This is a genomic window from Synechococcus sp. SYN20 (genome assembly GCF_014279555.1).
In the GTDB taxonomy this organism is placed as follows: Bacteria; Cyanobacteriota; Cyanobacteriia; order PCC-6307; family Cyanobiaceae; genus Synechococcus_C.
Map to the genome: position 1 here is coordinate 1,915,542 of NZ_CP047959.1, position 18,194 is coordinate 1,933,735.

Genomic DNA, 18,194 nt, shown 5'->3' on the forward strand with positions numbered 1-18,194 from the left:
GGACTCAGCGAGCCTCTGTTGCAAGCCACTAAAAAACACGCCTTCACTCCATAGAGCGAGGGCGTGCTTGCTGTCTGGAGCCTTAAACAAGCTCGATCAAACGGCGGTCAAAGACAAGGCGCCACCGAAACCCAGGCGCACATCGTCTGGTGTCAAACGACCGTCATGATCCTGATCTAAGGCATCAAAGACCGCATCACTTCCCAACCATTCATCGCGGGTGATGCAGCCATCACCGTTGAAATCGTTCAGCAGGAAAATCTCTTGAACGGCATGGCTGAACGCAGAGCCACCCTCGATCTGAGCCAAACGGTGAGCAAGTTGCTGCTCGAGAGTTTCAATCGCTTTGCTGAAACCTTTGATGCCTTCACTGAGCTTGTCAGTAGCCATCCGATCCGCAGCCATCATGGAGACGAAGCGCTCCTGATCCACGTTCATTTGCTCTGCAACAGGAGCAAGATTGGCAGGATCTAACTTGCGAATCAGCGAAGCATCACTACTACGCAATTGATCCAACAATTTCGGGGAAATGGTCAATAGATCACAACCTGCAAGCTCAGTGATTTCATCAAGATTGCGGAAGCTGGCCCCCATGATTTCGGTTTTGTAGCCGTATGTCTTGAAGTAGTTGAAGATGCTGGTTACTGAAATCACACCAGGATCTTCTGGACCTGGATAAGAATCGCGCCCTGTATCGGCCTTGAACCAATCAAGAATGCGACCAACAAACGGCGAGATCAACGTAACGCTTGCTTCGGCGCAGGCCACAGCCTGAGAGAAACCAAACAGCAGAGTGAGGTTGCAATGAATTCCATCCTTCTCAAGAACTTCAGCCGCTTTGATTCCTTCCCACGTGGAGGCAATTTTGATCAAGACACGCTCATTACTGATTCCCGAGTCGTTGTAGAGGCGAATAAGTTTCCGACCTTTTTCAATCGTGGCCTCTGTGTCGTAACTGAGGCGGGCATCAACCTCCGTTGAAACACGGCCAGGAACGATCTTCAGAATTTCCTTTCCAAATATCACGCTGATTTCATCGAGCGCTTCATGCACCACTTGCTCCACCGGAGCGCTCTCTCCTAGAAGCCGGCGTGACGAACGCAAGGCTTCATCGATGAGATTCTCGTAAGCAGGAATCTGTGCTGCAGCAAGGATCAGGGAGGGATTGGTGGTCGCATCACGGGGAGTGAAACGCCTGATCGCTTCGAGATCACCCGTATCGGCTACCACCACGGTCATGGAGGAAAGCTGCTCAAGGAGGGTGGCCATAGCGCACTAAAACTCTATGAATTCAACGTAGCGACGATTTTCAAACTGACAGCTCAAGGAGGAGGTGTGTCCGTTTGTGCAGATTTAACCGGGCCACTTGGTGGGATTTTTTCAATCACCAGGAGCCCATCAATGATGGATTTAGCCACAGGCAAAGCCACAGTTGAGCCATAGGCGTGCTCCCCTTGTGGTTCATCAACCACCACCAGCACGACATAACGAGGGTCCTCGATCGGAAGCGTTGCGACAAAACTGCAAATCAAGGCCCCAGGGATATACACACCATTCACTGCCTTTTGGGCTGTGCCTGTTTTGCCGCCAATGCGATAACCAGGGGTGCGCACCCCCTTACCGCTGCCTTTTTCCACCACGGATTCCATCCAGTTCAGCACTGTGCGCGTGACCTCTGGGCGAAGCAAGGGCTGCCCCATGCGCTCTCCACTCGGAGCCAGTGCATGGCCAGCCCGTAAACCACGGGTGATGTGAGGACTCACAAGCCTCCCGCCATTGGCGATCAGTGCATGCAATTGAACAAGCTTGAGAGGTGTCAGCGAGAAGCCTTGACCGAATGCTGCTGTCGCTGGCTCGATGGGCTGCGTCGTGAATTGTTCCTTGGTCTTCAGCTGGCCCGCTACTGCACCTGGAAGGTCTGTGTCCGGCTTCGCATCGAGCCCAAGCCGACTCAACCAGTCCCAATAATTAGAAGGACGCATTTTGCGCATCGCCTGCACCATGCCGACATTGCTTGAAACCTGAAGCACGGTTGCGAAATCCACGACGCCATTGCCCTTGCGGTCGTGGTTGCGAATCGGCCAGCCACCAATTTTGAGGGCCCCACTGTCGTAAACCGTCTCGTTGGGTTGGATCACACCTTCTTGAAGCGCTAGAGCCAAATTGATCGGTTTAAAAGTCGAACCCGGTTCGTAAAGGTCTTGAACAGACCATTCGCGAAAACGCTCTGGATTGAAATCCCAATAGCGATTCGCGTCGTACGTCGGCGTTGATGCCAGCGCCATTAATTCGCCATTGGTGACATCCATCACGATCGCCACTCCCTTTTTGGCTTTCCAGGTCTTGACCTGTGCCGACAGGGCCTTGGCAGCCAGCTCCTGTAAGCGGGCATCCAAGGTGAGCTGCAATCTCAAGTCATCCCCGAAAAACACGCCTGGCGCGAGGTTGTCTGGCAACGGGGTTCCGTCTGCTCCGCGACGAAGACTCCTGGACTGTTCGTGACGCTGCAGGTCATCGTCACGACTTTGTTCCAGCCCCGCCTGGGGCTGACGCTCTTGATTGAGGAAACCAACGACATTGGCAAAAAGAGATCCCTGCGGATAGACGCGATAGGGATAGGGCTCGAGATCGATGCCGCTGATTCCAAAGGAACGAACTGTTGTTGCCGTTTCAGGGTCAACGCCCTCAGCCAACTTGATGCCAGACGCTCTGTCTCCCATCCTTTTGTTGAGTTCGCCAGAGGAAAGGGCCAACACGGGGGAGAGGCGTGCAGCAACCTCTTGACGGTCACGAATGAGCGTCGGCTCGTCGCCAGGAAAGTTGAAGTAACGAGGGTGAGCCCAGAGTCGATAACGCTCCTCGTCTAAGGCCACAAGCCTGCCGTTGCGATCCACAATCGGCCGGCGGCTGCCCAGGGGCTTGGTGCGTTGGGTTTGCACCACACGGGCCCGCGCCTCCAACTCGGAGGCTTGAACAATCTGTAGCCAGGCCATACGCCCGACCAAACCCAATAAACCTGCGCACAGCAGCACAAAGACCACTTTCATGCGACCCGCGGGCACCGGCTCAAGACGAATGACCCTTCGTCGTTCACGACGCGCCTTAGGGGTCGTAGGGGTCGAGCCTTGCCGCTTGGCTGGCATCTGTTTAATACCCGTGATGAATAGAACGATCCATCAAGGAGCCAATGAAAGCGAGATGATCGTGGGAACCGCCTGACTTCTCCTCGTTGGGACGTTCGAGATACACCAATTTTTCAGCGGTCGTGGGAACCATCGACTTTGGAGTCTGGGTTCGATCGAGGAGATAACGCTCAAGCATTGCTGTGGACTCCGTCAGTCGGTGGCCCACACCTCGGGTGTCCTCCAAGCGTTCAAAAGCAACCGTCCAGCGATATTGCCAGTGAAGCGTGAGTCCACTGAGAGCCAGCACAGCTGTGAAAACCCCAATCAAACTGCCATCAGCCGCACGATGAAGACCGGCAAGCAGGGGAGAGCGACGTGCAACACGCTTGGCGGACAGTGAACCCTGAATGAGCTCAAAGGCACCAGTGGCAGATACGTGTTCCTGTGGGGCAGGTTGAGTTTGGGGAACCGCGACCACGTTGAACAATTAGGGCAATGCGCCAGTGAACCACCCGTATGGTCCGCCCGCAAGGCTGAAATGTCTTACAGCATCAGGGAAATCAACTCAACTTCCCAGCAAGACAAGATTCAGGAAGGTGACACCGTTCCAGAGAGCATGCATCACCACACAAGGAAGGAGTCGACCACTGCTTAAACGCAGCAATGCCAAACCCAAACCAAGAACCAACAAAGGAAGTAACTCACCAATGCTGAGGTGAGCAACCGCAAACACAAGGGCGCTGCCAAAAACGCTCCAACCCCGCCCGAACGAGCGTCCTAAAACGGGCAACAGCACCCCACGGAACACTGTTTCTTCAAACAGCGGGGCGAGCACAACCGCGGTGATGGCCAGCAGGAACAAGGCCAACGGATCGCTGCCGTTCAGCACCATTTCCAGCAATGGATTACTGCCTCCCTGATCGCCGATAAAGCGACTCATCAGCCAACCGGTTAACACCACAGGCGGCATCACCATCAACCAGGCGCGGCCGCCCTGAAACAGTGCCGTCCACCATGGGCTCACGCGCCACTGAAGCCAACCACCTGCAGGCAGCAAACGCTGATCAAGACCATCAAGCTGACTTTTGAGGATGAGCAACGGCGGCGTCGCGAGAGCGCAATAGCCAATCAGCACAGCCACCGACTGGTTAAGTGGCGCCGCAATGCTCCGAGCCACCAAGGCTGAAAGAGGAGTGACTAAAAGTGGGACCAGCACCTCGCCCAGCACCACAAACCCCCCAGCGATCAGAAGCACCATGTCCACCAAACCAAGGGGTGCGGCTTGCAGTTCAGGCCAGGACGATTGCTTGCGGCGCAGAAGCAACCAAAGCTGACGAACCAGCAGAAGAGAACCCAACAACAGTGCTCCGAGCGGCATCAGCTCACTCAGAACAAGACGTCGAGCCGCGGCCTTGGATGCAGCCTTGGCTGCAGAGCTTTCAAGGCAATCGGACGGTTCACCTCCCAATGCTTGACACACCAGACGCCGGGTTAAAGGATCAGGACTGTTGTCAGACAACAACTCCTGGTCCTGTGAGGAGAGGTCACGGGGACGCGGCTCGATGGCCAAAGTTTCCTGAAGCGTCCGAAGGTTTGGGGTTTGAAGTGGAGTCTCCAACAAGGTCTTGCGACGACCTGGATCGTTTTCTAACGATGCAAATAACAGTGTTTGGCGATCGCTGAGGCTGTCGAGAGGGGTCTCTCTCAACGTTTCAAGCAAGCTCGTAGCAGGATCTTGGCCAACAAGCAGAGGTTTGAGCGATGGCATCAAGGCGGGATCCGCCAACAACGCCAGCTCTTGCTGCTCCAACGACAACGCGGGAGCGACAGAGGGTCGCCCGAGGCTGTCCATCAAGCCGAGGGACCAAACGCTGCAAGCCAGCACCATCGAAACGACAGCTAGAAGGACTTTCCACTTAGGTGCTGCGTTTGAACGTCCGTTCAGCGGGCTGGTCAACAGACGATGGGCAACTGCAAGTGATTCTCTCCGGCGAAGGGCTACCAACGACCGATTTTGACCATTTCGGCGTGATTGGACCGTGCGCCCATACGATGACCGCGCCTTTCCCCTTGTTGCGGTGTCACTGCGTCTCCTCCTGGTCCGCCACGGCCTGAGCAGCTTCAACATTGAGCGCCGCATCCAGGGGCGCAATGATCTATCAACACTCACAGCCACTGGCGAAGACCAGGCGCGACGCATGGGCGTGGCCTTGGCCGACGTGCCGTTTGATGCGGCCTACAGCTCACCGCTTCAACGTGCTGCCGCTACCACAGCCGGAGTGCTGAGCGTGCGTCAAGACAGCCTGGCCCCCGTTCTGGATGACGGACTGCTGGAGATTGATCTCGAGCCCTGGAGCGGGCTAACAGCCGATGAACGGGCGATCCAGGATCCAGAGGGTTACGCCACCTGGCGTCAACGACCGGAAGAGCTAGAACTCACCCGCGCTGACGGCACCCGGTATCAACCGCTAACCGAGTTGATGGTTCAGGCGCGGGCGTTCTTGAAAGGCCTCATGGAACGGCATCCAGTGACTGGCGACGACACCGTTCTGGTCGTGGGTCACAACGCCATTCTTCGCTGCTTAATTCTGGTGTTGTTGGGCGAGCCTCAAGGAGGCTTCAGGCGGCTACGCCTGGACAATGCATCGTTGTCGGTGTTCAACCTCTCTTCCGGGCCTAAAGGCTACCAAGTCCAGATCGAATGCTTAAACAGCATTGCCCACTTAGAGCCAGCGCTGCCAGCCAAAGGCACCAAGGCGCGTCTGGTGCTTGTCCGCCACGGTGAAACAGATTGGAACAGGCAGGGGCGATTCCAAGGACAGATTGATATCCCCCTCAATAGCAACGGCCATGCCCAAGCAGAGGCGGCTCGCTCCTTCCTCGAGGCTGTGACTCTGGATCGGGCTTACAGCAGCTCGATGTCTCGTCCAAGAGAAACCGCTGAGGGGATTTTGAAATCGCACGCCGGCGTACCGCTCACCGTGACTGATGGCCTGATGGAAATCGGCCACGGGCTTTGGGAGGGAAAGCTGGAATCCGAAATTCGAGAGGGCTGGGAAGAGTTACTCCAGGCCTGGAAGGACGCTCCCGAGACGGTGCAAATGCCCGAAGGCGAAACGATTCAAGACGTATGGGAACGCTCTGTGGCCTGCTGGAACAGCATCGCCGATGGGCTCGATCCTTCAGAGACAGCCTTAGTTGTGGCGCATGATGCAGTGAACAAAACAATCCTGTGTCACCTCTTAGGCCTTGCCCCCAAAGACATTTGGGCCGTGAAACAAGGCAACGGAGGCGTCACGGTGATCGACATGCCAGAAGATCCCAGCCAACCTGCAGTGGTGAGTTGCCTTAATCTCACCTCCCACCTCGGTGGGGTTCTGGATCGAACAGCAGCGGGAGCACTCTGAACCCATGACTGAGACGATGCTGCTCGACCCCGTGCAGGTTCTAGTCGCAAGCGATCAGCCGCTCCAAGTAGGAAGTGCTGCTCTCTTTGAAGATGATCGTCTTATTGCCCTTGGGGAAGAGGCAAGGCAGCGAGCCGCTGAGCGAGGTGTTTCGGGCCATAACCGGGCCCAGCAACTCCTCGCCCCATGTCTTGTCGACCCACATTCAAGCCTTCCCAGTCCATTTACAGGAAGCGGAGAGACGCTCAAAACCCTCATCAACTCCGCAGGGCGAGCCGGTTATGGACAGCTCGCACTGCTTCCTAACGGTGAATCGGAACGGGATAGCCCAGAACGTTTAAAGGGATTCCAGCCGAGCGATTGCGATCTCAAAATTCATTTATGGGGAAGCTTCACCCATCACGGAGAAGGCGAACGCCTCAGCCTCCACGCCGATCTGCTTGAAGCAGGTGCCATCGGTCTGAGCGCTGGGGAGCAGATGCCGTCTGCCAACCTCATCGACCGCGCCTTAACGCTCGGAGAAATGGATGGAGCCCCTGTGCTGATTGCACCCAATGACTCCAACCTGCGCGGAGACGGAATGATCCGGGAAGGCGTGGAGACACTACGAGCCGGATGGCCTGCAGATCCAACCATCAGCGAAACGCTACCCATGGGGCAGCTCCTGGAATTGCAGCGCCGCCATAGCAATCGCAAGCTTGTGCTCATGAATCTTTCCACCGCTGCTGGAGTGGAGATGTTGAGCCATGCAACGTCATCTCCTCTGGCCACTGTCAGCTGGTGGCACCTCGTGCAGGATCGATCCAGCCAACCAGCTGAAGCGACCCATTGGTTTGTCACCCCTTCCATTGGTGGACAACGTGATCGCTGGGCCTTAATTCAGGCCTTAGGAGAAGGAAAGATCAACGCCGTTGCTGTTCATGGCATTCCTCTCGACGATGAGGAGTGTCTATTGCCTCCCGATCAACGTCCAAAAGGGTTGTCCGGTCATCACTTAGTGCTGCCAACGCTCTGGCAGCATCTCGTGGTCGATTTAAAATGGAGTGTGAACCAACTCTGGCAGGCGCTCAGTTTCGGCCCAGCACGGTTGCTTGGACAGGACGAGGAACGACTGAGCATCGGAAGCAACCGCTGGTTGCTCTTTGATCCTGACCAAATATGGGATCAAACCCGTGCGGCTCCCCAAGCCCCTAGAGCTGCCAACCAGCCTTGGCTCGGCGTGCGCATGCGAGGGCAAGTGGTGAGTTGTGGACTCAGGATCCCAACGAACCAAGTCGATTAAATGGCCAGAAACGCCAGACCGCTCGACCAATAATCTGATCTTCAGGCAGGAAGGCTCCACCCGGCCAATAGCGCCCATCCCAGCTGTTACTGCGGTTGTCACCAAGAACGAGAACACGTCCCTCCGGGACCGTGGCATTCAGGGTGCGGCAAAGGCTCATCCCCCGCTTGTCCAGAGGGCAGTAATTAGTCACATATGGTTCGTCGAGATCAACACCGTTCACACGCACCTGTCCTCGAGGGTTGACGACCACCTGATCACCCGCCACAGCCACAACGCGTTTGATGTAGGCATCACAGGCCGGATGACTGACGCCAGGAATTAACCCAATCAAAGGGATATTCGCGAGAACGCATTGAAAAGGTGGGGGTGACGTTGTTGAGCGCAATGCAGGATCGAAGGCATAGGGGGAATTGAACACAACAATTTCACCGCGCCGAGGTTTGCGGCCGCGATAGGAGAGCTTCTCGACAAGCAAGCGATCTTGGATCTGCAAGCCAGGAAGCATCGAGCCTGAGGGAATGAAGCGTGCCTCGGCCAAATAGTGACGAATCCCGAAATAGAGAGCCATCGTGAACAACAACGGGCCCCAAAAATCCCAGAGCGGATGTCCAGAACCTCGTTCCTTTTTTTGATCCTTATGGCCCTCCTGAAGCGTCTCGCTGCTGTTGGGCCGCTCGTCGTCAGAACGACTGTTGTGTTGCTTGTCTACCAACAGGCACCTTGCTTCAATCCTGACACTCACGATAGGCGCGATCAGCCTGCGCTTATAGCCTGAAACCAGGCACGGTGATCCATGGTCCGACCCCGCTGGCAGGGCGTGAAACCCCGCACCATCCAATTGTTCTGGAACCGCTGGGATCAGGTCTTAGCCCTGATTGCAGCGCTCAATCTGATCTGGGTGATTTTCGATGTCACCTACATTCCGCTGCGAAATTTCTGGCTGCAGAGAACGCTCTATCCCCTTCCATCGATCAACTTGGCCTTGCCACTGCCGTGGCTGCCAGACATCACACCCCTCTATGACCCGCTGAAGGGCATCGAAGTTCACCGAGACACGATGTCCTACGTCGAGCACTTCCGCAGACTCGAGACCACCGCTTCAACGTTGGGCGTTAACAGTCCAGCCGCACGACAATTGCGCCTTGAAATGGTGGTTCGAAATAGCCAGTTGGTCGATGAAAACCCGTTCATCAGCTCTGGCAACGTTGGAGCATTCGAAAAACTCAAGAACCGTCTCAGAGCGAGAGCTGAGATGGATTCAGCCAAACAAGCTGCGGCTTATCTCCTCAGCGACCGCTACTTGAGCAAGCACGACTGGAGCCAAGAGCGTCAGTTTTGGAACACCAAAATTCTTCCGCTAGCGGAGACCAATTACTCGCGCGGAATTGATGAAAACGGAATGCCGATCGACCTGTCCTGGCGGATCGACATTCCTTTTCAAATCCTGTTCCTACTGGACATCCTGGTTCGTACGCTTCGACTGAAACGTCGATTTCCGGCGATTGCCTGGAGAGACGCCTTACTCAGACGTTGGATTGATCTTCCACTGTTAATTCCATTTTGGCGTCTATTGCGAGTCGTTCCAGTCACAGAACGGCTGTCCCGCGCTCAGCTTCTCAATCTTGAGCCCCTTCGAGCAGCCGTCAGTCGCGGCGTTGTCGCAGTCCTGGCGCTCGAATTATTTGAAGTGATCACGTTGCGTGTTCTAGATGCCATGCAAGGCATCGTGCGCTCGCCGAATCTTCCCGACAGGATTCTCCGGCTTTGTAGTCATCAATCTGTGGACAGCAGCGAAGAAAGGGAACTCGCGGAGCTGCTTCGGCTCTGGCTCCCTCTCATCCTCACGCAAGTGGGTCCAGGGATGCGGCCACAACTCGTGGCGCTATTTGGCCACGCTCTGCAACGAAATTTGGATGGTCTGGTCTTACCGGCACCGCTGAGGGAGCTACCTGGAGTGCAAAAGGCGGAATCCGAACTGAGCCGTCAGCTCGCTACGGGAATGGTGGATTCGCTGTTGGGGCTTTCAAAAAGCGCGGCAGACCAACTTGGTCAGAAAGATCAAGTTCTCGAAGATCTTGGGATTCAAACGCTCGATCGGTTTTGGGAGGAGCTCGCTCGCACGCTCGAACAAGGCGTGGTGCTGGAACGGAGCCAGGAACTTTTGGTGGCGTTTCTCGAAGAATTCAAACGCACCAGTATGTTCCAACTTCACACGCAAGGTGGCGTCGATGAACTGATTACCGAGCTCGATGGGCTGAATTTCAACCCAAAAGAGCCTGGTTCCAATCCTCGGTCTTGAAACCCACCAAAAAATCGCCGTTGGGCAAGGCAACAAAAGGGCGTTTAATCAAACGCCCATCTGCAGCCAACGCGGCGAGTGCATCATCGTCATTCATCGCTTTAACAACAGCTGCGCCCAGGGCTCGATAGCTCTGGCCACTGGTGTTGAAGAGACGTTGACGAAGACCCAAACGCTCGAAGGCAAGCGAAAGAACCTCTTTTAAAGGAGGAGCAGTTGTGATGTCAACAACCTCGTAGGCCAAGTTATTGGCATCCAACCAAGCCAGGGCCTTACGGCACGTTGAACATCGGGAGTAGCTGTAAACCTTGATGGTTGGAGCCAAGCTCAACGTCCAAACAAGTTCTTCACAGCACCAAGCAGGCTGTTTGAACCCTTACCAACGCCTTCGTCAGGGCGAGTCTTGATGGTGACATCGCCATTCACACTTGTGCGGCAGCTCAGGCGATAATTTGCAGGGCGATCAGAGAGATAAACCTCTTCAACATCGCTACGGGGGGAGAGGTTCTGGGCTCCTTCAAGAACCTCGATCACGCAGGTTCCGCACTGGCCAACCCCGCCACAATTATTGAGGTTGTTCAGACCTTTGTATGGGTTGATCCCAGATGACAGGGCTGCTTTGCGTAAATTCGCTCCTTCGATGCAACCGACCTGTTGGCCTTCCTGCTCAAAACGGATGGTGGGCACGGGTCGTTCACAATCTAGGCGCGAACCAACTTACAAGAAGTAAGGCCTCAATAGCGCCCCAATCACAGATCTTGCCCAGAAAAGCTGGATTCAGCTCCATGAGGCCTTAACCACCGGCCGCTCGAACGCATGCCTCCAACAGGGGAGCGACGGCATCAGAGTCACGCCAACCTCCAATCGAAATGACGCGACCATCCATATTTTTGTAAGTACGGAAAAACTCAGCCACATCCTCAAGCTGGCTGGGTGCAATTTGTTGGATGCTCTTAATCCCTGCTTGCCGCGGGTCAGCAACCGGGACACAAAGAATTTTGCCGTCGTAATGCCCCGTGTCGTCCATATCGAGCACCCCGATCGGCCTGGCTTTAATCAAACATCCCGCAAAGGTGGGTTCCGCCATGATCACCATGGCATCAAGAGGTGAGCCGTCCTCGGCAAGCGTATTGGGAACAAATCCGTAATCAAAGGGATATCGAATCGAAGGGTGAAGCACACGATCAAGTGCCATCACGCCAACGTCTTCTGAAAACTCATATTTGTTGCAACTACCCGCTGGAATCTCAACGATCAGATTGAGTAGCCCCGGAGAGGGAGAAGGAGGCAGGGACCTCAGATCCATGGCGATCTTGCGCAGTGAGTGGTGTCAAAGAACCCATTGGAGGGCGATCGGTCAGTACAGCCGCCAAGGGAATTCCAAGGCTGGTGCAAGCAAGGATGAACCCTAAAAAGGCAAGTGTTGGAGCAGCAACTTGAAACGAGGGTTGCTGAGAAAGTTCGCGGGCAGGCTCGGGGTCCATTCAGGCAGGATTAAGGACATCCGGGAAGGGTTTTGACCCTGCGCAAACCACACCTAATGGCATGAAAAGCTCCGGAAAGGCGTTATCAAAAGGCTAGAGATGATTCTCGCACCATCGCGGCTCTAGGCGGCTGGACGTTCTTGTCGATCGCGACGGGCCGCAAGATCAGACGGTGCTGCAGGAAGGTCTTCAAGGTGCGTTCTGATCTGGCGTAACTCCTCGAGGATGGCGCTTAGAACTTGCTGAGTCGCCGTCGATGGAGAGTTGAGAACTTCAACTGTGACCTCCTTGATCCTCAATACATCCTTGGCAAAACGCGCCACTTCGTTCGGATGAAACAGAAGAGGATCTTTTTGATCGCTTCGATATTCGGGATTTAACTTCTTGGGATTAAAAGGAGGATTTAAATTGCGGGAATCAGTATTCGTATAACGATAAACAGATGCTCTGGATCGGTTCAAGGATTTTTGAACATCATCGATTGCAACTAACGCATCTGATTGAGCCATCACCGCGTCAACATCTGCTGCGGATAGAGAGGCATCCTCAGCAACAGAAACGGGACTTTCGATCGACCTAGGAAACATGAGACTGATTTAGGACGCACTGGATTGGGCAGACAGTAGCAGCTGAGAATCAGGATGCCAGCGACGTTCCAGGCGATCGGGACACTTCCTTAAGCGACCATTTTCTCGCAGCGATGGTAGCTTCCAATCTCATTCAACACTGATTGCTATGCGCGTCTCCCGCCTGATGCTGGTGACGCTGCGGGATGTTCCCGCTGACGCCGAAATCGCTTCGCAACAACTGCTAATTCGTGGCGGGTATATCCGACGCGTTGGCTCAGGAATTTATGCCTATCTCCCACTGATGTGGAGGGTCCTTCAAAGGGTGATGAGAATCGTCAGGGAGGAGATGAATCAAATTGGTGCACTTGAAACGTTGTTACCTCAACTTCAACCAGCCGAATTGTGGGAAAAAAGTGGCCGTTGGCAGGGATACACCGCTGGAGAGGGGATCATGTTTCACCTTGAAGATCGCCAGGAACGCTCCCTTGGCCTGGGTCCCACCCATGAAGAAGTGATCACGGAATTGGCCAGTGATCTACTGAAGTCATATCGCCAGCTCCCAGTCACCCTCTATCAAATTCAAAGCAAATTCAGGGACGAGATTCGCCCCCGCTTTGGCTTGATGCGGAGCCGGGAATTCATCATGAAAGATGCCTATTCCTTCCATGGAGATGAAGGAGATCTGGCCAGCATGTACACGCAGATGGAGAGGGCCTACACCCAAATCTTCCAACGTTGCGGCCTGACGGCTGTCGGAGTTGATGCCGACAGTGGAGCCATCGGCGGCGCCGCATCCCAGGAATTCATGGTGACAGCCGATGCGGGAGAAGATTTGATCCTCATCAGTCCTGATGGTGATTACGCAGCCAATCAAGAAAAAGCCGTCTCAATCGCACCACCTGCTCTGCCCTTACCCAGCGGGAAATCACAGGTCATTGCCACTCCAGGGCAAATCACGATTGATGCTCTGTGTTCAGCCCATGCGCTTGATCCCAGTCAGGTGGTCAAAGTGCTGCTACTCCTCGCCAAGCTTGAGTCCGGTGATGAACAGCCGGTTCTTGTCTGTCTACGCGGAGACCAGGAACTCAACGAGGTGAAGCTTGTTAACGCACTCACACAACAACTCGACAGCCCCGTTCTCGATCTCAACCCGATCAATGCCGAACAACTGAAATCTCAAGGATTGGAGCCCTTCCCGTTTGGCTCCATCGGCCCCGACCTCTCAGATCACCACCTCGCTGGGGCGCGCAGCTGGCGGAACACGTTCTACAAGCTCGCTGACACAACAGCTGCAGAGCTCGACCGTTTTGTCTGCGGAGCCAACACAAGCGACGAGCACCGTTGGGGCTGCAACTGGTCTGATCTCGGCGCCATTCCCACGATGGATCTCCGTAATGCCAGAGCAGGCGATCACTGTGTCCATAGGCCAGAACAGAGCCTCGAAGAACGACGCGGGATCGAGGTGGGACATATTTTTCAACTTGGCCGCAAGTACTCCCAATCCATGGGAGCTCAAATCACCACAAACGAGGGCAAACAGGAGCACCTCTGGATGGGGTGTTACGGCATCGGAATCTCACGACTGGCCCAGGCCGCCGTTGAGCAGAATCACGATGACGCCGGAATGATCTGGCCGCTCAGCATTGCCCCGTTTCAGGTGATCGTGGTGGTGGCCAATCTTCAAGATGAGGTCCAAATGGCCCTCGGTGAGGAGATTTACAACGAGCTCCGTGCCTCCGGGATCGATGCCCTACTGGACGATCGTGGAGAGCGGGCCGGGGTGAAATTCAAAGATGCCGATCTCATCGGCATCCCTTGGAGAGTTGTCGTTGGTCGTGCTGCCGTCGAAGGAAACGTGGAACTGGTGCAACGTTCAAAACGAGACGCCAACGTTTTAAGCAAGGCCGACGCCATCTCGTCCCTTCTTAAAGCGATCCCAACCGAGCTTCGGGTCCAGCTCTAACCCGCGTAAAGTCCACCAAATTTCCTCCGGTCATGATCGCCGTACTGAAACGCCTCACTCGCCGTCTAACCAATGTGACCTTGGCCCTTTGCCTTGGGCTTGCTCTGCTCGTGACGGCTTGCGGGAACGAATCGTCCACCCTTACCGGGGACTACGTCCAAGACACCGTTGCTGTAGCCCACACCATTCACGACACTTTGGCGTTGCCCCAGGACGCGGCGAATCGCCAAGAAGCTGAAGGAGAGGCCCGCGACTTGATCACCGAGTACGTCTCTCGTTACAGAGCACGTCCCAAGGTGAACGGCTTGAGTTCATTCACGACCATGCAGACCGCACTCAATTCCTTGGCTGGTCACTACAACAATTACACCAACCGTCCCGTTCCCGATGCGCTGAGAGCAAGGATCGACAAGGAATTGGGCAAGGCCGAGAAAGCAGCAGTTCGCGGCACTTGATCACAAAATCGAACAGCACTTTGACCGCAGGCACGACTGTCTGCGAAAGTGCTGGATTGTGCAGAAATGCGGCTTCGGGCCGCCGATTCTTTGGCCAATGTTGTCGTCATCGGTGCTCAATGGGGTGACGAGGGAAAAGGAAAGATCACCGATCTTCTGAGCCGCTCCGCTGATGTCGTGGTGCGTTATCAGGGAGGCGTTAACGCTGGTCACACCATCGTGGTGGACGGTCGAGTTCTCAAACTCCACCTGATCCCTTCCGGAATCCTCTACCCAGACACCACGTGCCTGATCGGCTCCGGAACCGTGGTTGATCCCAAGGTGATGCTTGGAGAACTCGACATGCTGATCTCCAACGGGATCGACATTTCAGGCCTCCAGTTGGCATCGACTGCGCACGTCACGATGCCTTACCACCGCCTCTTGGATCTGGCGATGGAGAAGCAACGAGGTGAACGCAAAATCGGCACGACCGGCCGCGGCATAGGTCCCACCTACGCAGACAAGTCTCAGCGGAGTGGCATCCGTGTTCTCGACCTGCTCGATGAGGATCGGCTGCGTGATCGACTTGAAGGCCCGCTGAGCGAAAAAAATCAACTGCTCGAAACCATCTATGGCGAAAAACCATTGGATGCTGAAGAGATTATTCGTGAATATCTGGCTTACGGAAAACGCTTAGCTCCTCATGTGGTGGATTGCACCCGCGCCATCCATGAAGCCGCAAGCGACCGCAAAAACATTCTTTTTGAGGGCGCACAAGGGACTCTTCTCGACCTCGATCACGGCACCTATCCCTATGTGACCTCCTCCAACCCAGTGTCAGGAGGGGCCTGCATCGGTGCTGGCGTTGGTCCGACCCTGATCGACAGAGTGATTGGAGTCGCCAAGGCCTACACCACTAGGGTTGGAGAAGGTCCCTTCCCCACAGAACTCTCTGGAAGCTTGAACGACCAGCTGTGTGATCGAGGCGGAGAATTTGGAACAACCACGGGCCGCCGTCGCCGCTGTGGCTGGTTTGATGGCGTGATTGGGCGCTACGCCGTTCAAGTCAACGGACTGGACTGCCTTGCGATCACCAAGCTCGATGTGCTGGATGAAATGGATGAAATCCAAGTGTCAGTGGCCTACGAGCTTGATGGCGAACGCATCGATTACTTCCCCAGCAGCTCCGAAGATTTCGCTCGTTGCAAGCCAATCTTTGAGACCCTCCCTGGTTGGCAATGTTCCACAGCTGAATGCCGTCGACTCGAAGACCTTCCTGCCCCGGCGATGGATTACTTACGCTTCCTCGCCGACCTGATGGACGTGCCGATTGCGATCGTTTCCCTTGGTGCCAGCCGAGACCAAACGATCGTGGTGGAGGATCCGATCCATGGTCCTAAGCGCGCGCTCCTCAGCGCCTAAGCGCACTCGCATCGCCCCCTCAGAGCAGCGATCCAACGAACAGCCATACTTTCGCTGTATTATCGACAGCAGAGATGTCCTCCACTCCCCGGTTCAGCACTGCAAGTTCTCTCGACGTGGTGGGCATCGGTAACGCCATCGTCGACGTGTTGGTTCAAACCGAGGACCAGTTTCTGAGCGATCACAACCTCAGCAAGGGCAGCATGGCCCTTGTGGACGAAGACCAGGCCAAAAGCCTCTACGACGCCAGCGGTCCAGGTCTAGAAACCTCCGGAGGTTCAGCTGCAAACACACTGGCTGGCCTCGCTCAACTCGGAAGCAAGGCCGGTTTCATTGGTCGTGTTCGTGACGACCAACTCGGGTCTATCTTTATCCACGACATCCAGTCTGTTGGGACCCGTTTCGAGACACCGGCTGCCGTGAGCGGTGCGAGCACAGCCCGTTGCCTCATTCTCGTGACCTCGGATGCTGAACGCACCATGTGCACCTATCTCGGTGCCTCAACCCAACTGGACCCTGATGATCTCGACCTCTCGATGGTTCGCGACACCAAGGTGCTCTATCTCGAGGGCTACCTCTGGGACAGTCCTGCAGCAAAAAAGGCCTTCATCACAGCCGCAGAAGCCTGCCGGGAAAGCGGCGGGCAAGTAGCCCTGTCGCTATCCGATGGCTTCTGCGTTGATCGTCACCGTGAAAGCTTTCTCGAGCTTGTTGACGGACATGTGGATGTGCTCTTTGCCAACGAGGATGAGATCAAATCGCTGTACGGAGCAGCTGACTTCGAGAGCGCGCTTGAGCAAGTCAAAGGTCGCTGCAGCGTGGCCGTCTTAACCCGCAGCGCTCAAGGCTCTGTCGTGCTCTGCGGGGATCAGCGCTGGGAAATCCCCTCCTACAAGCTCGGAGATCTCGTCGACACCACAGGAGCCGGCGATCTCTATGCGGGTGGTTTCCTGCATGGCTACACCCATGACTTCCCTTTAGACGTCTGCGGCAAAATGGGGTCCATCTGTGCCGGGCAGGTCGTGACCCAATTAGGACCTCGCTCCAAGGTTTCACTGCCTGATCTGATCGCTAAGCATCTGGATTGATCGACGCCGCGGCCCAAGCGCCATAGGCGTGCGATGGCCGAGCCTGCCAGTGAAGAATCTCGGGGTTGTTGTTGCTGTGGAGCGCCTCAATAGCCCCGAGCACCGCGTTCAAACCGGGTGCCGTGGTCTTGATCAAAAGCTACACTTCATCGGCACGTTCAACCCGTCCTTCCCAGCGATAGCGAGACTGAATGGCCTGAAAGCTCACACAAGCGGCGAGCTCACGGCTGATCAGCTGCTCAGCGAGTGCAGAGGCTCTCTGTTGATCAGCCTCGGTGGTTAAGACCAACCACAAAGGATCAGGGTGTTGTGCCATTCAGATGCGCCAGAAGCTGGCTCACGCTATGCACGACGGGAACTTCAGCAATGGGTGAAGGTCGGCGCAGGAGCCATAACGCAAACCCCATTTCCATCGAAAGGCTCGCCCAGAGCGCCTCAGTCGCTCCTCCCGACTGCCTACAGACCACGTCTGTGATCGCCCAGCGCCTGCAAACAGCAGCTTCCAGTGCACCTTGCTGGGGACCCTGAAGTGGTCGCACCACCGCTAGGTGTTCTGGTGGAACGCCTGCTGCCGCTGCCTTCATGAGAGACATTGGCGAAGGAAGAACTCGGGCAAACACTGTGGCCCCTGCGTCACGAGCGACCTGCGCAGCTTCAACCAACTGGCGGGCACCAAGGGCCAGGAGAAGTCGTCGTCCCGATAGGCCGTGATCAGCAAGGTCGGCCATGGAGCCGAGCACAACCGCCTTGCCCGAGGCCTCCATCCGCCGTTCGAAGCGCACCAACCCCTGGCCAGAGACCTTGCAAGCCTGGTTCAACTGGTCACTGATCCTCAGCGCAAACGGGTGCGTGGCATCCACAACCCAATCCACAGGAATCGTCTGCAGCCATTGAGAAATTCCCTGTGAACCACCCAGAGCACCCACGTGGATCTCGTCCACATCCATTCCTCGATAGGGATGGGCGGCCGTGGCGCCCACGACGCTGACATGGACATGCCAGCCCTGCGAGATCAAAGCCTCAGCTAAGCGCGGGCCATCACCCGTCCCTGCCAGCAACCAGACAGTCCCCTGGCGATTCTCCTGTCGGTGCATCAGGATGGCGCTCACTGTCAC

Annotated in this window: 19 protein-coding genes; 7 read left to right on the plus strand and 12 right to left on the minus strand. The window is 55.7% G+C overall.

The annotated features are described in order from the left end of the window. Nucleotides 1-96 precede the first annotated feature (96 nt). The 4 genes from SynSYN20_RS10160 to SynSYN20_RS10175 form a co-directional block, all read right to left on the minus strand. A complete protein-coding gene (locus SynSYN20_RS10160) occupies nucleotides 97-1,269 on the minus strand; it encodes a transaldolase (RefSeq protein WP_186523475.1) in 1,173 nt (390 codons plus the stop codon). A 53-nt stretch (nucleotides 1,270-1,322) separates the two neighbouring features. After that, nucleotides 1,323-3,143: a penicillin-binding protein 2 gene (locus SynSYN20_RS10165; RefSeq protein ID WP_186523477.1), complete on the minus strand. Its 1,821-nt coding sequence runs from the start codon at nucleotides 3,141-3,143 to the stop codon at nucleotides 1,323-1,325. Between the two features lie 4 nt (nucleotides 3,144-3,147). Then, the gene (locus SynSYN20_RS10170) at nucleotides 3,148-3,603 is read right to left on the minus strand and encodes a hypothetical protein (RefSeq protein ID WP_186523479.1); all 456 of its coding nucleotides are present in this window, start codon (nucleotides 3,601-3,603) and stop codon (nucleotides 3,148-3,150) included. A gap of 87 nt (nucleotides 3,604-3,690) precedes the next feature. Then, on the minus strand, nucleotides 3,691-5,082 hold the full coding sequence (locus SynSYN20_RS10175; protein WP_304623037.1) for a CPBP family intramembrane glutamic endopeptidase: 1,392 nt from the start codon (nucleotides 5,080-5,082) through the stop codon (nucleotides 3,691-3,693). A gap of 121 nt (nucleotides 5,083-5,203) precedes the next feature. On the opposite strand from SynSYN20_RS10175, the gene SynSYN20_RS10180 reads away from it, so the two are divergent. Together SynSYN20_RS10180 and SynSYN20_RS10185 are read left to right on the plus strand one after the other, a co-directional pair. Next, on the plus strand, nucleotides 5,204-6,532 hold the full coding sequence (locus SynSYN20_RS10180; RefSeq protein WP_186525582.1) for a histidine phosphatase family protein: 1,329 nt from the start codon (nucleotides 5,204-5,206) through the stop codon (nucleotides 6,530-6,532). Nucleotides 6,533-6,536: 4 nt separating this feature from the next. Continuing rightward, entirely contained in the window at nucleotides 6,537-7,814 is a 1,278-nt protein-coding gene (locus SynSYN20_RS10185) for a dihydroorotase (RefSeq protein WP_186523481.1), read from the plus strand. Here SynSYN20_RS10185 and lepB read toward each other — a convergent pair. Continuing rightward, a complete protein-coding gene (gene lepB, locus SynSYN20_RS10190) occupies nucleotides 7,786-8,559 on the minus strand; it encodes a signal peptidase I (protein ID WP_186523483.1) in 774 nt (257 codons plus the stop codon). The genes SynSYN20_RS10185 and lepB overlap by 29 nt on opposite strands. Before the next feature lie 51 nt (nucleotides 8,560-8,610). Here lepB and SynSYN20_RS10195 point away from each other — a divergent pair, with 51 nt between their 5' ends. Then, a complete protein-coding gene (locus SynSYN20_RS10195; protein ID WP_186523485.1) occupies nucleotides 8,611-10,116 on the plus strand; it encodes a hypothetical protein in 1,506 nt (501 codons plus the stop codon). Here SynSYN20_RS10195 and SynSYN20_RS10200 read toward each other — a convergent pair. The 4 genes from SynSYN20_RS10200 to SynSYN20_RS10215 form a co-directional block, all read right to left on the minus strand. Then, complete coding sequence (locus SynSYN20_RS10200; RefSeq protein WP_186523488.1) at nucleotides 10,079-10,441, minus strand: Spx/MgsR family RNA polymerase-binding regulatory protein; 363 nt, start codon at nucleotides 10,439-10,441, stop codon at nucleotides 10,079-10,081. The genes SynSYN20_RS10195 and SynSYN20_RS10200 overlap by 38 nt on opposite strands. A 2-nt stretch (nucleotides 10,442-10,443) precedes the next feature. Beyond that, nucleotides 10,444-10,803 carry a 2Fe-2S iron-sulfur cluster-binding protein gene (locus tag SynSYN20_RS10205; RefSeq protein ID WP_186515992.1) on the minus strand — a complete coding sequence of 120 codons (360 nt, stop codon included), beginning with the start codon at nucleotides 10,801-10,803 and terminating at the stop codon, nucleotides 10,444-10,446. 106 nt (nucleotides 10,804-10,909) lie between these two features. Continuing rightward, nucleotides 10,910-11,422 (minus strand): inorganic diphosphatase, encoded by a 513-nt coding sequence (locus tag SynSYN20_RS10210; RefSeq protein WP_186523489.1) that lies wholly within the window; start codon nucleotides 11,420-11,422, stop codon nucleotides 10,910-10,912. A gap of 300 nt (nucleotides 11,423-11,722) precedes the next feature. After that, nucleotides 11,723-12,187, minus strand: a complete 465-nt coding sequence (locus SynSYN20_RS10215) for a resolvase (protein ID WP_186523491.1) — start codon at nucleotides 12,185-12,187, stop codon at nucleotides 11,723-11,725. Nucleotides 12,188-12,335: 148 nt separating this feature from the next. Between SynSYN20_RS10215 and SynSYN20_RS10220 the strand changes: the two genes are divergently transcribed. The 4 genes from SynSYN20_RS10220 to SynSYN20_RS10235 all read left to right on the plus strand — a co-directional run bounded on the left by SynSYN20_RS10220 (nucleotide 12,336) and on the right by SynSYN20_RS10235 (nucleotide 17,079). Then, nucleotides 12,336-14,132: a proline--tRNA ligase gene (locus tag SynSYN20_RS10220; RefSeq protein ID WP_186523492.1), complete on the plus strand. Its 1,797-nt coding sequence runs from the start codon at nucleotides 12,336-12,338 to the stop codon at nucleotides 14,130-14,132. Between the two features lie 32 nt (nucleotides 14,133-14,164). After that, nucleotides 14,165-14,587, plus strand: a complete 423-nt coding sequence (gene psb27 / locus SynSYN20_RS10225; protein ID WP_186523494.1) for a photosystem II protein Psb27 — start codon at nucleotides 14,165-14,167, stop codon at nucleotides 14,585-14,587. Between the two features lie 66 nt (nucleotides 14,588-14,653). Then, nucleotides 14,654-15,991: an adenylosuccinate synthase gene (locus SynSYN20_RS10230; protein WP_186523495.1), complete on the plus strand. Its 1,338-nt coding sequence runs from the start codon at nucleotides 14,654-14,656 to the stop codon at nucleotides 15,989-15,991. 74 nt (nucleotides 15,992-16,065) lie between these two features. Beyond that, nucleotides 16,066-17,079 carry an adenosine kinase gene (locus SynSYN20_RS10235; protein ID WP_186523497.1) on the plus strand — a complete coding sequence of 338 codons (1,014 nt, stop codon included), beginning with the start codon at nucleotides 16,066-16,068 and terminating at the stop codon, nucleotides 17,077-17,079. Here SynSYN20_RS10235 and SynSYN20_RS14715 read toward each other — a convergent pair. Genes SynSYN20_RS14715 through cobK form a run of 3 tightly spaced genes read right to left on the minus strand, consistent with a single transcriptional unit; the run spans nucleotide 17,063 to nucleotide 18,173 of the window. After that, entirely contained in the window at nucleotides 17,063-17,215 is a 153-nt protein-coding gene (locus SynSYN20_RS14715; protein ID WP_370586674.1) for a hypothetical protein, read from the minus strand. The two genes, SynSYN20_RS10235 and SynSYN20_RS14715, sit on opposite strands and share 17 nt — an antisense overlap. A 3-nt stretch (nucleotides 17,216-17,218) precedes the next feature. Then, complete coding sequence (gene cutA, locus SynSYN20_RS14720) at nucleotides 17,219-17,395, minus strand: divalent cation tolerance protein CutA (protein ID WP_370586675.1); 177 nt, start codon at nucleotides 17,393-17,395, stop codon at nucleotides 17,219-17,221. After that, nucleotides 17,379-18,173, minus strand: coding sequence for a precorrin-6A reductase (cobK, locus tag SynSYN20_RS10245; protein ID WP_186525584.1), 795 nt, complete (start codon nucleotides 18,171-18,173; stop codon nucleotides 17,379-17,381). Before cobK ends, cutA begins: the two co-directional genes overlap by 17 nt. Nucleotides 18,174-18,194: the final 21 nt, after the last annotated feature.

Bases quoted from the DNA above. Each gene is read 5' to 3' on its own strand.
- SynSYN20_RS10160 (WP_186523475.1), bottom strand. From the start codon at position 1,269: ATGGCCACCCTCCTTGAGCAGCTTTCCTCCATGACCGTGGTGGTAGCC.
- SynSYN20_RS10165 (WP_186523477.1), bottom strand. From the start codon at position 3,143: ATGCCAGCCAAGCGGCAAGGCTCGACCCCTACGACCCCTAAGGCGCGT.
- SynSYN20_RS10185 (WP_186523481.1), top strand. From the start codon at position 6,537: ATGACTGAGACGATGCTGCTCGACCCCGTGCAGGTTCTAGTCGCAAGC.
- SynSYN20_RS10195 (WP_186523485.1), top strand. From the start codon at position 8,611: ATGGTCCGACCCCGCTGGCAGGGCGTGAAACCCCGCACCATCCAATTG.
- SynSYN20_RS10210 (WP_186523489.1), bottom strand. From the start codon at position 11,422: ATGGATCTGAGGTCCCTGCCTCCTTCTCCCTCTCCGGGGCTACTCAAT.
- SynSYN20_RS10215 (WP_186523491.1), bottom strand. From the start codon at position 12,187: ATGTTTCCTAGGTCGATCGAAAGTCCCGTTTCTGTTGCTGAGGATGCC.
- SynSYN20_RS10220 (WP_186523492.1), top strand. From the start codon at position 12,336: ATGCGCGTCTCCCGCCTGATGCTGGTGACGCTGCGGGATGTTCCCGCT.
- psb27 (WP_186523494.1), top strand. From the start codon at position 14,165: ATGATCGCCGTACTGAAACGCCTCACTCGCCGTCTAACCAATGTGACC.
- SynSYN20_RS10230 (WP_186523495.1), top strand. From the start codon at position 14,654: ATGCGGCTTCGGGCCGCCGATTCTTTGGCCAATGTTGTCGTCATCGGT.
- SynSYN20_RS10235 (WP_186523497.1), top strand. From the start codon at position 16,066: ATGTCCTCCACTCCCCGGTTCAGCACTGCAAGTTCTCTCGACGTGGTG.
- cutA (WP_370586675.1), bottom strand. From the start codon at position 17,395: ATGGCACAACACCCTGATCCTTTGTGGTTGGTCTTAACCACCGAGGCT.
- cobK (WP_186525584.1), bottom strand. From the start codon at position 18,173: ATGCACCGACAGGAGAATCGCCAGGGGACTGTCTGGTTGCTGGCAGGG.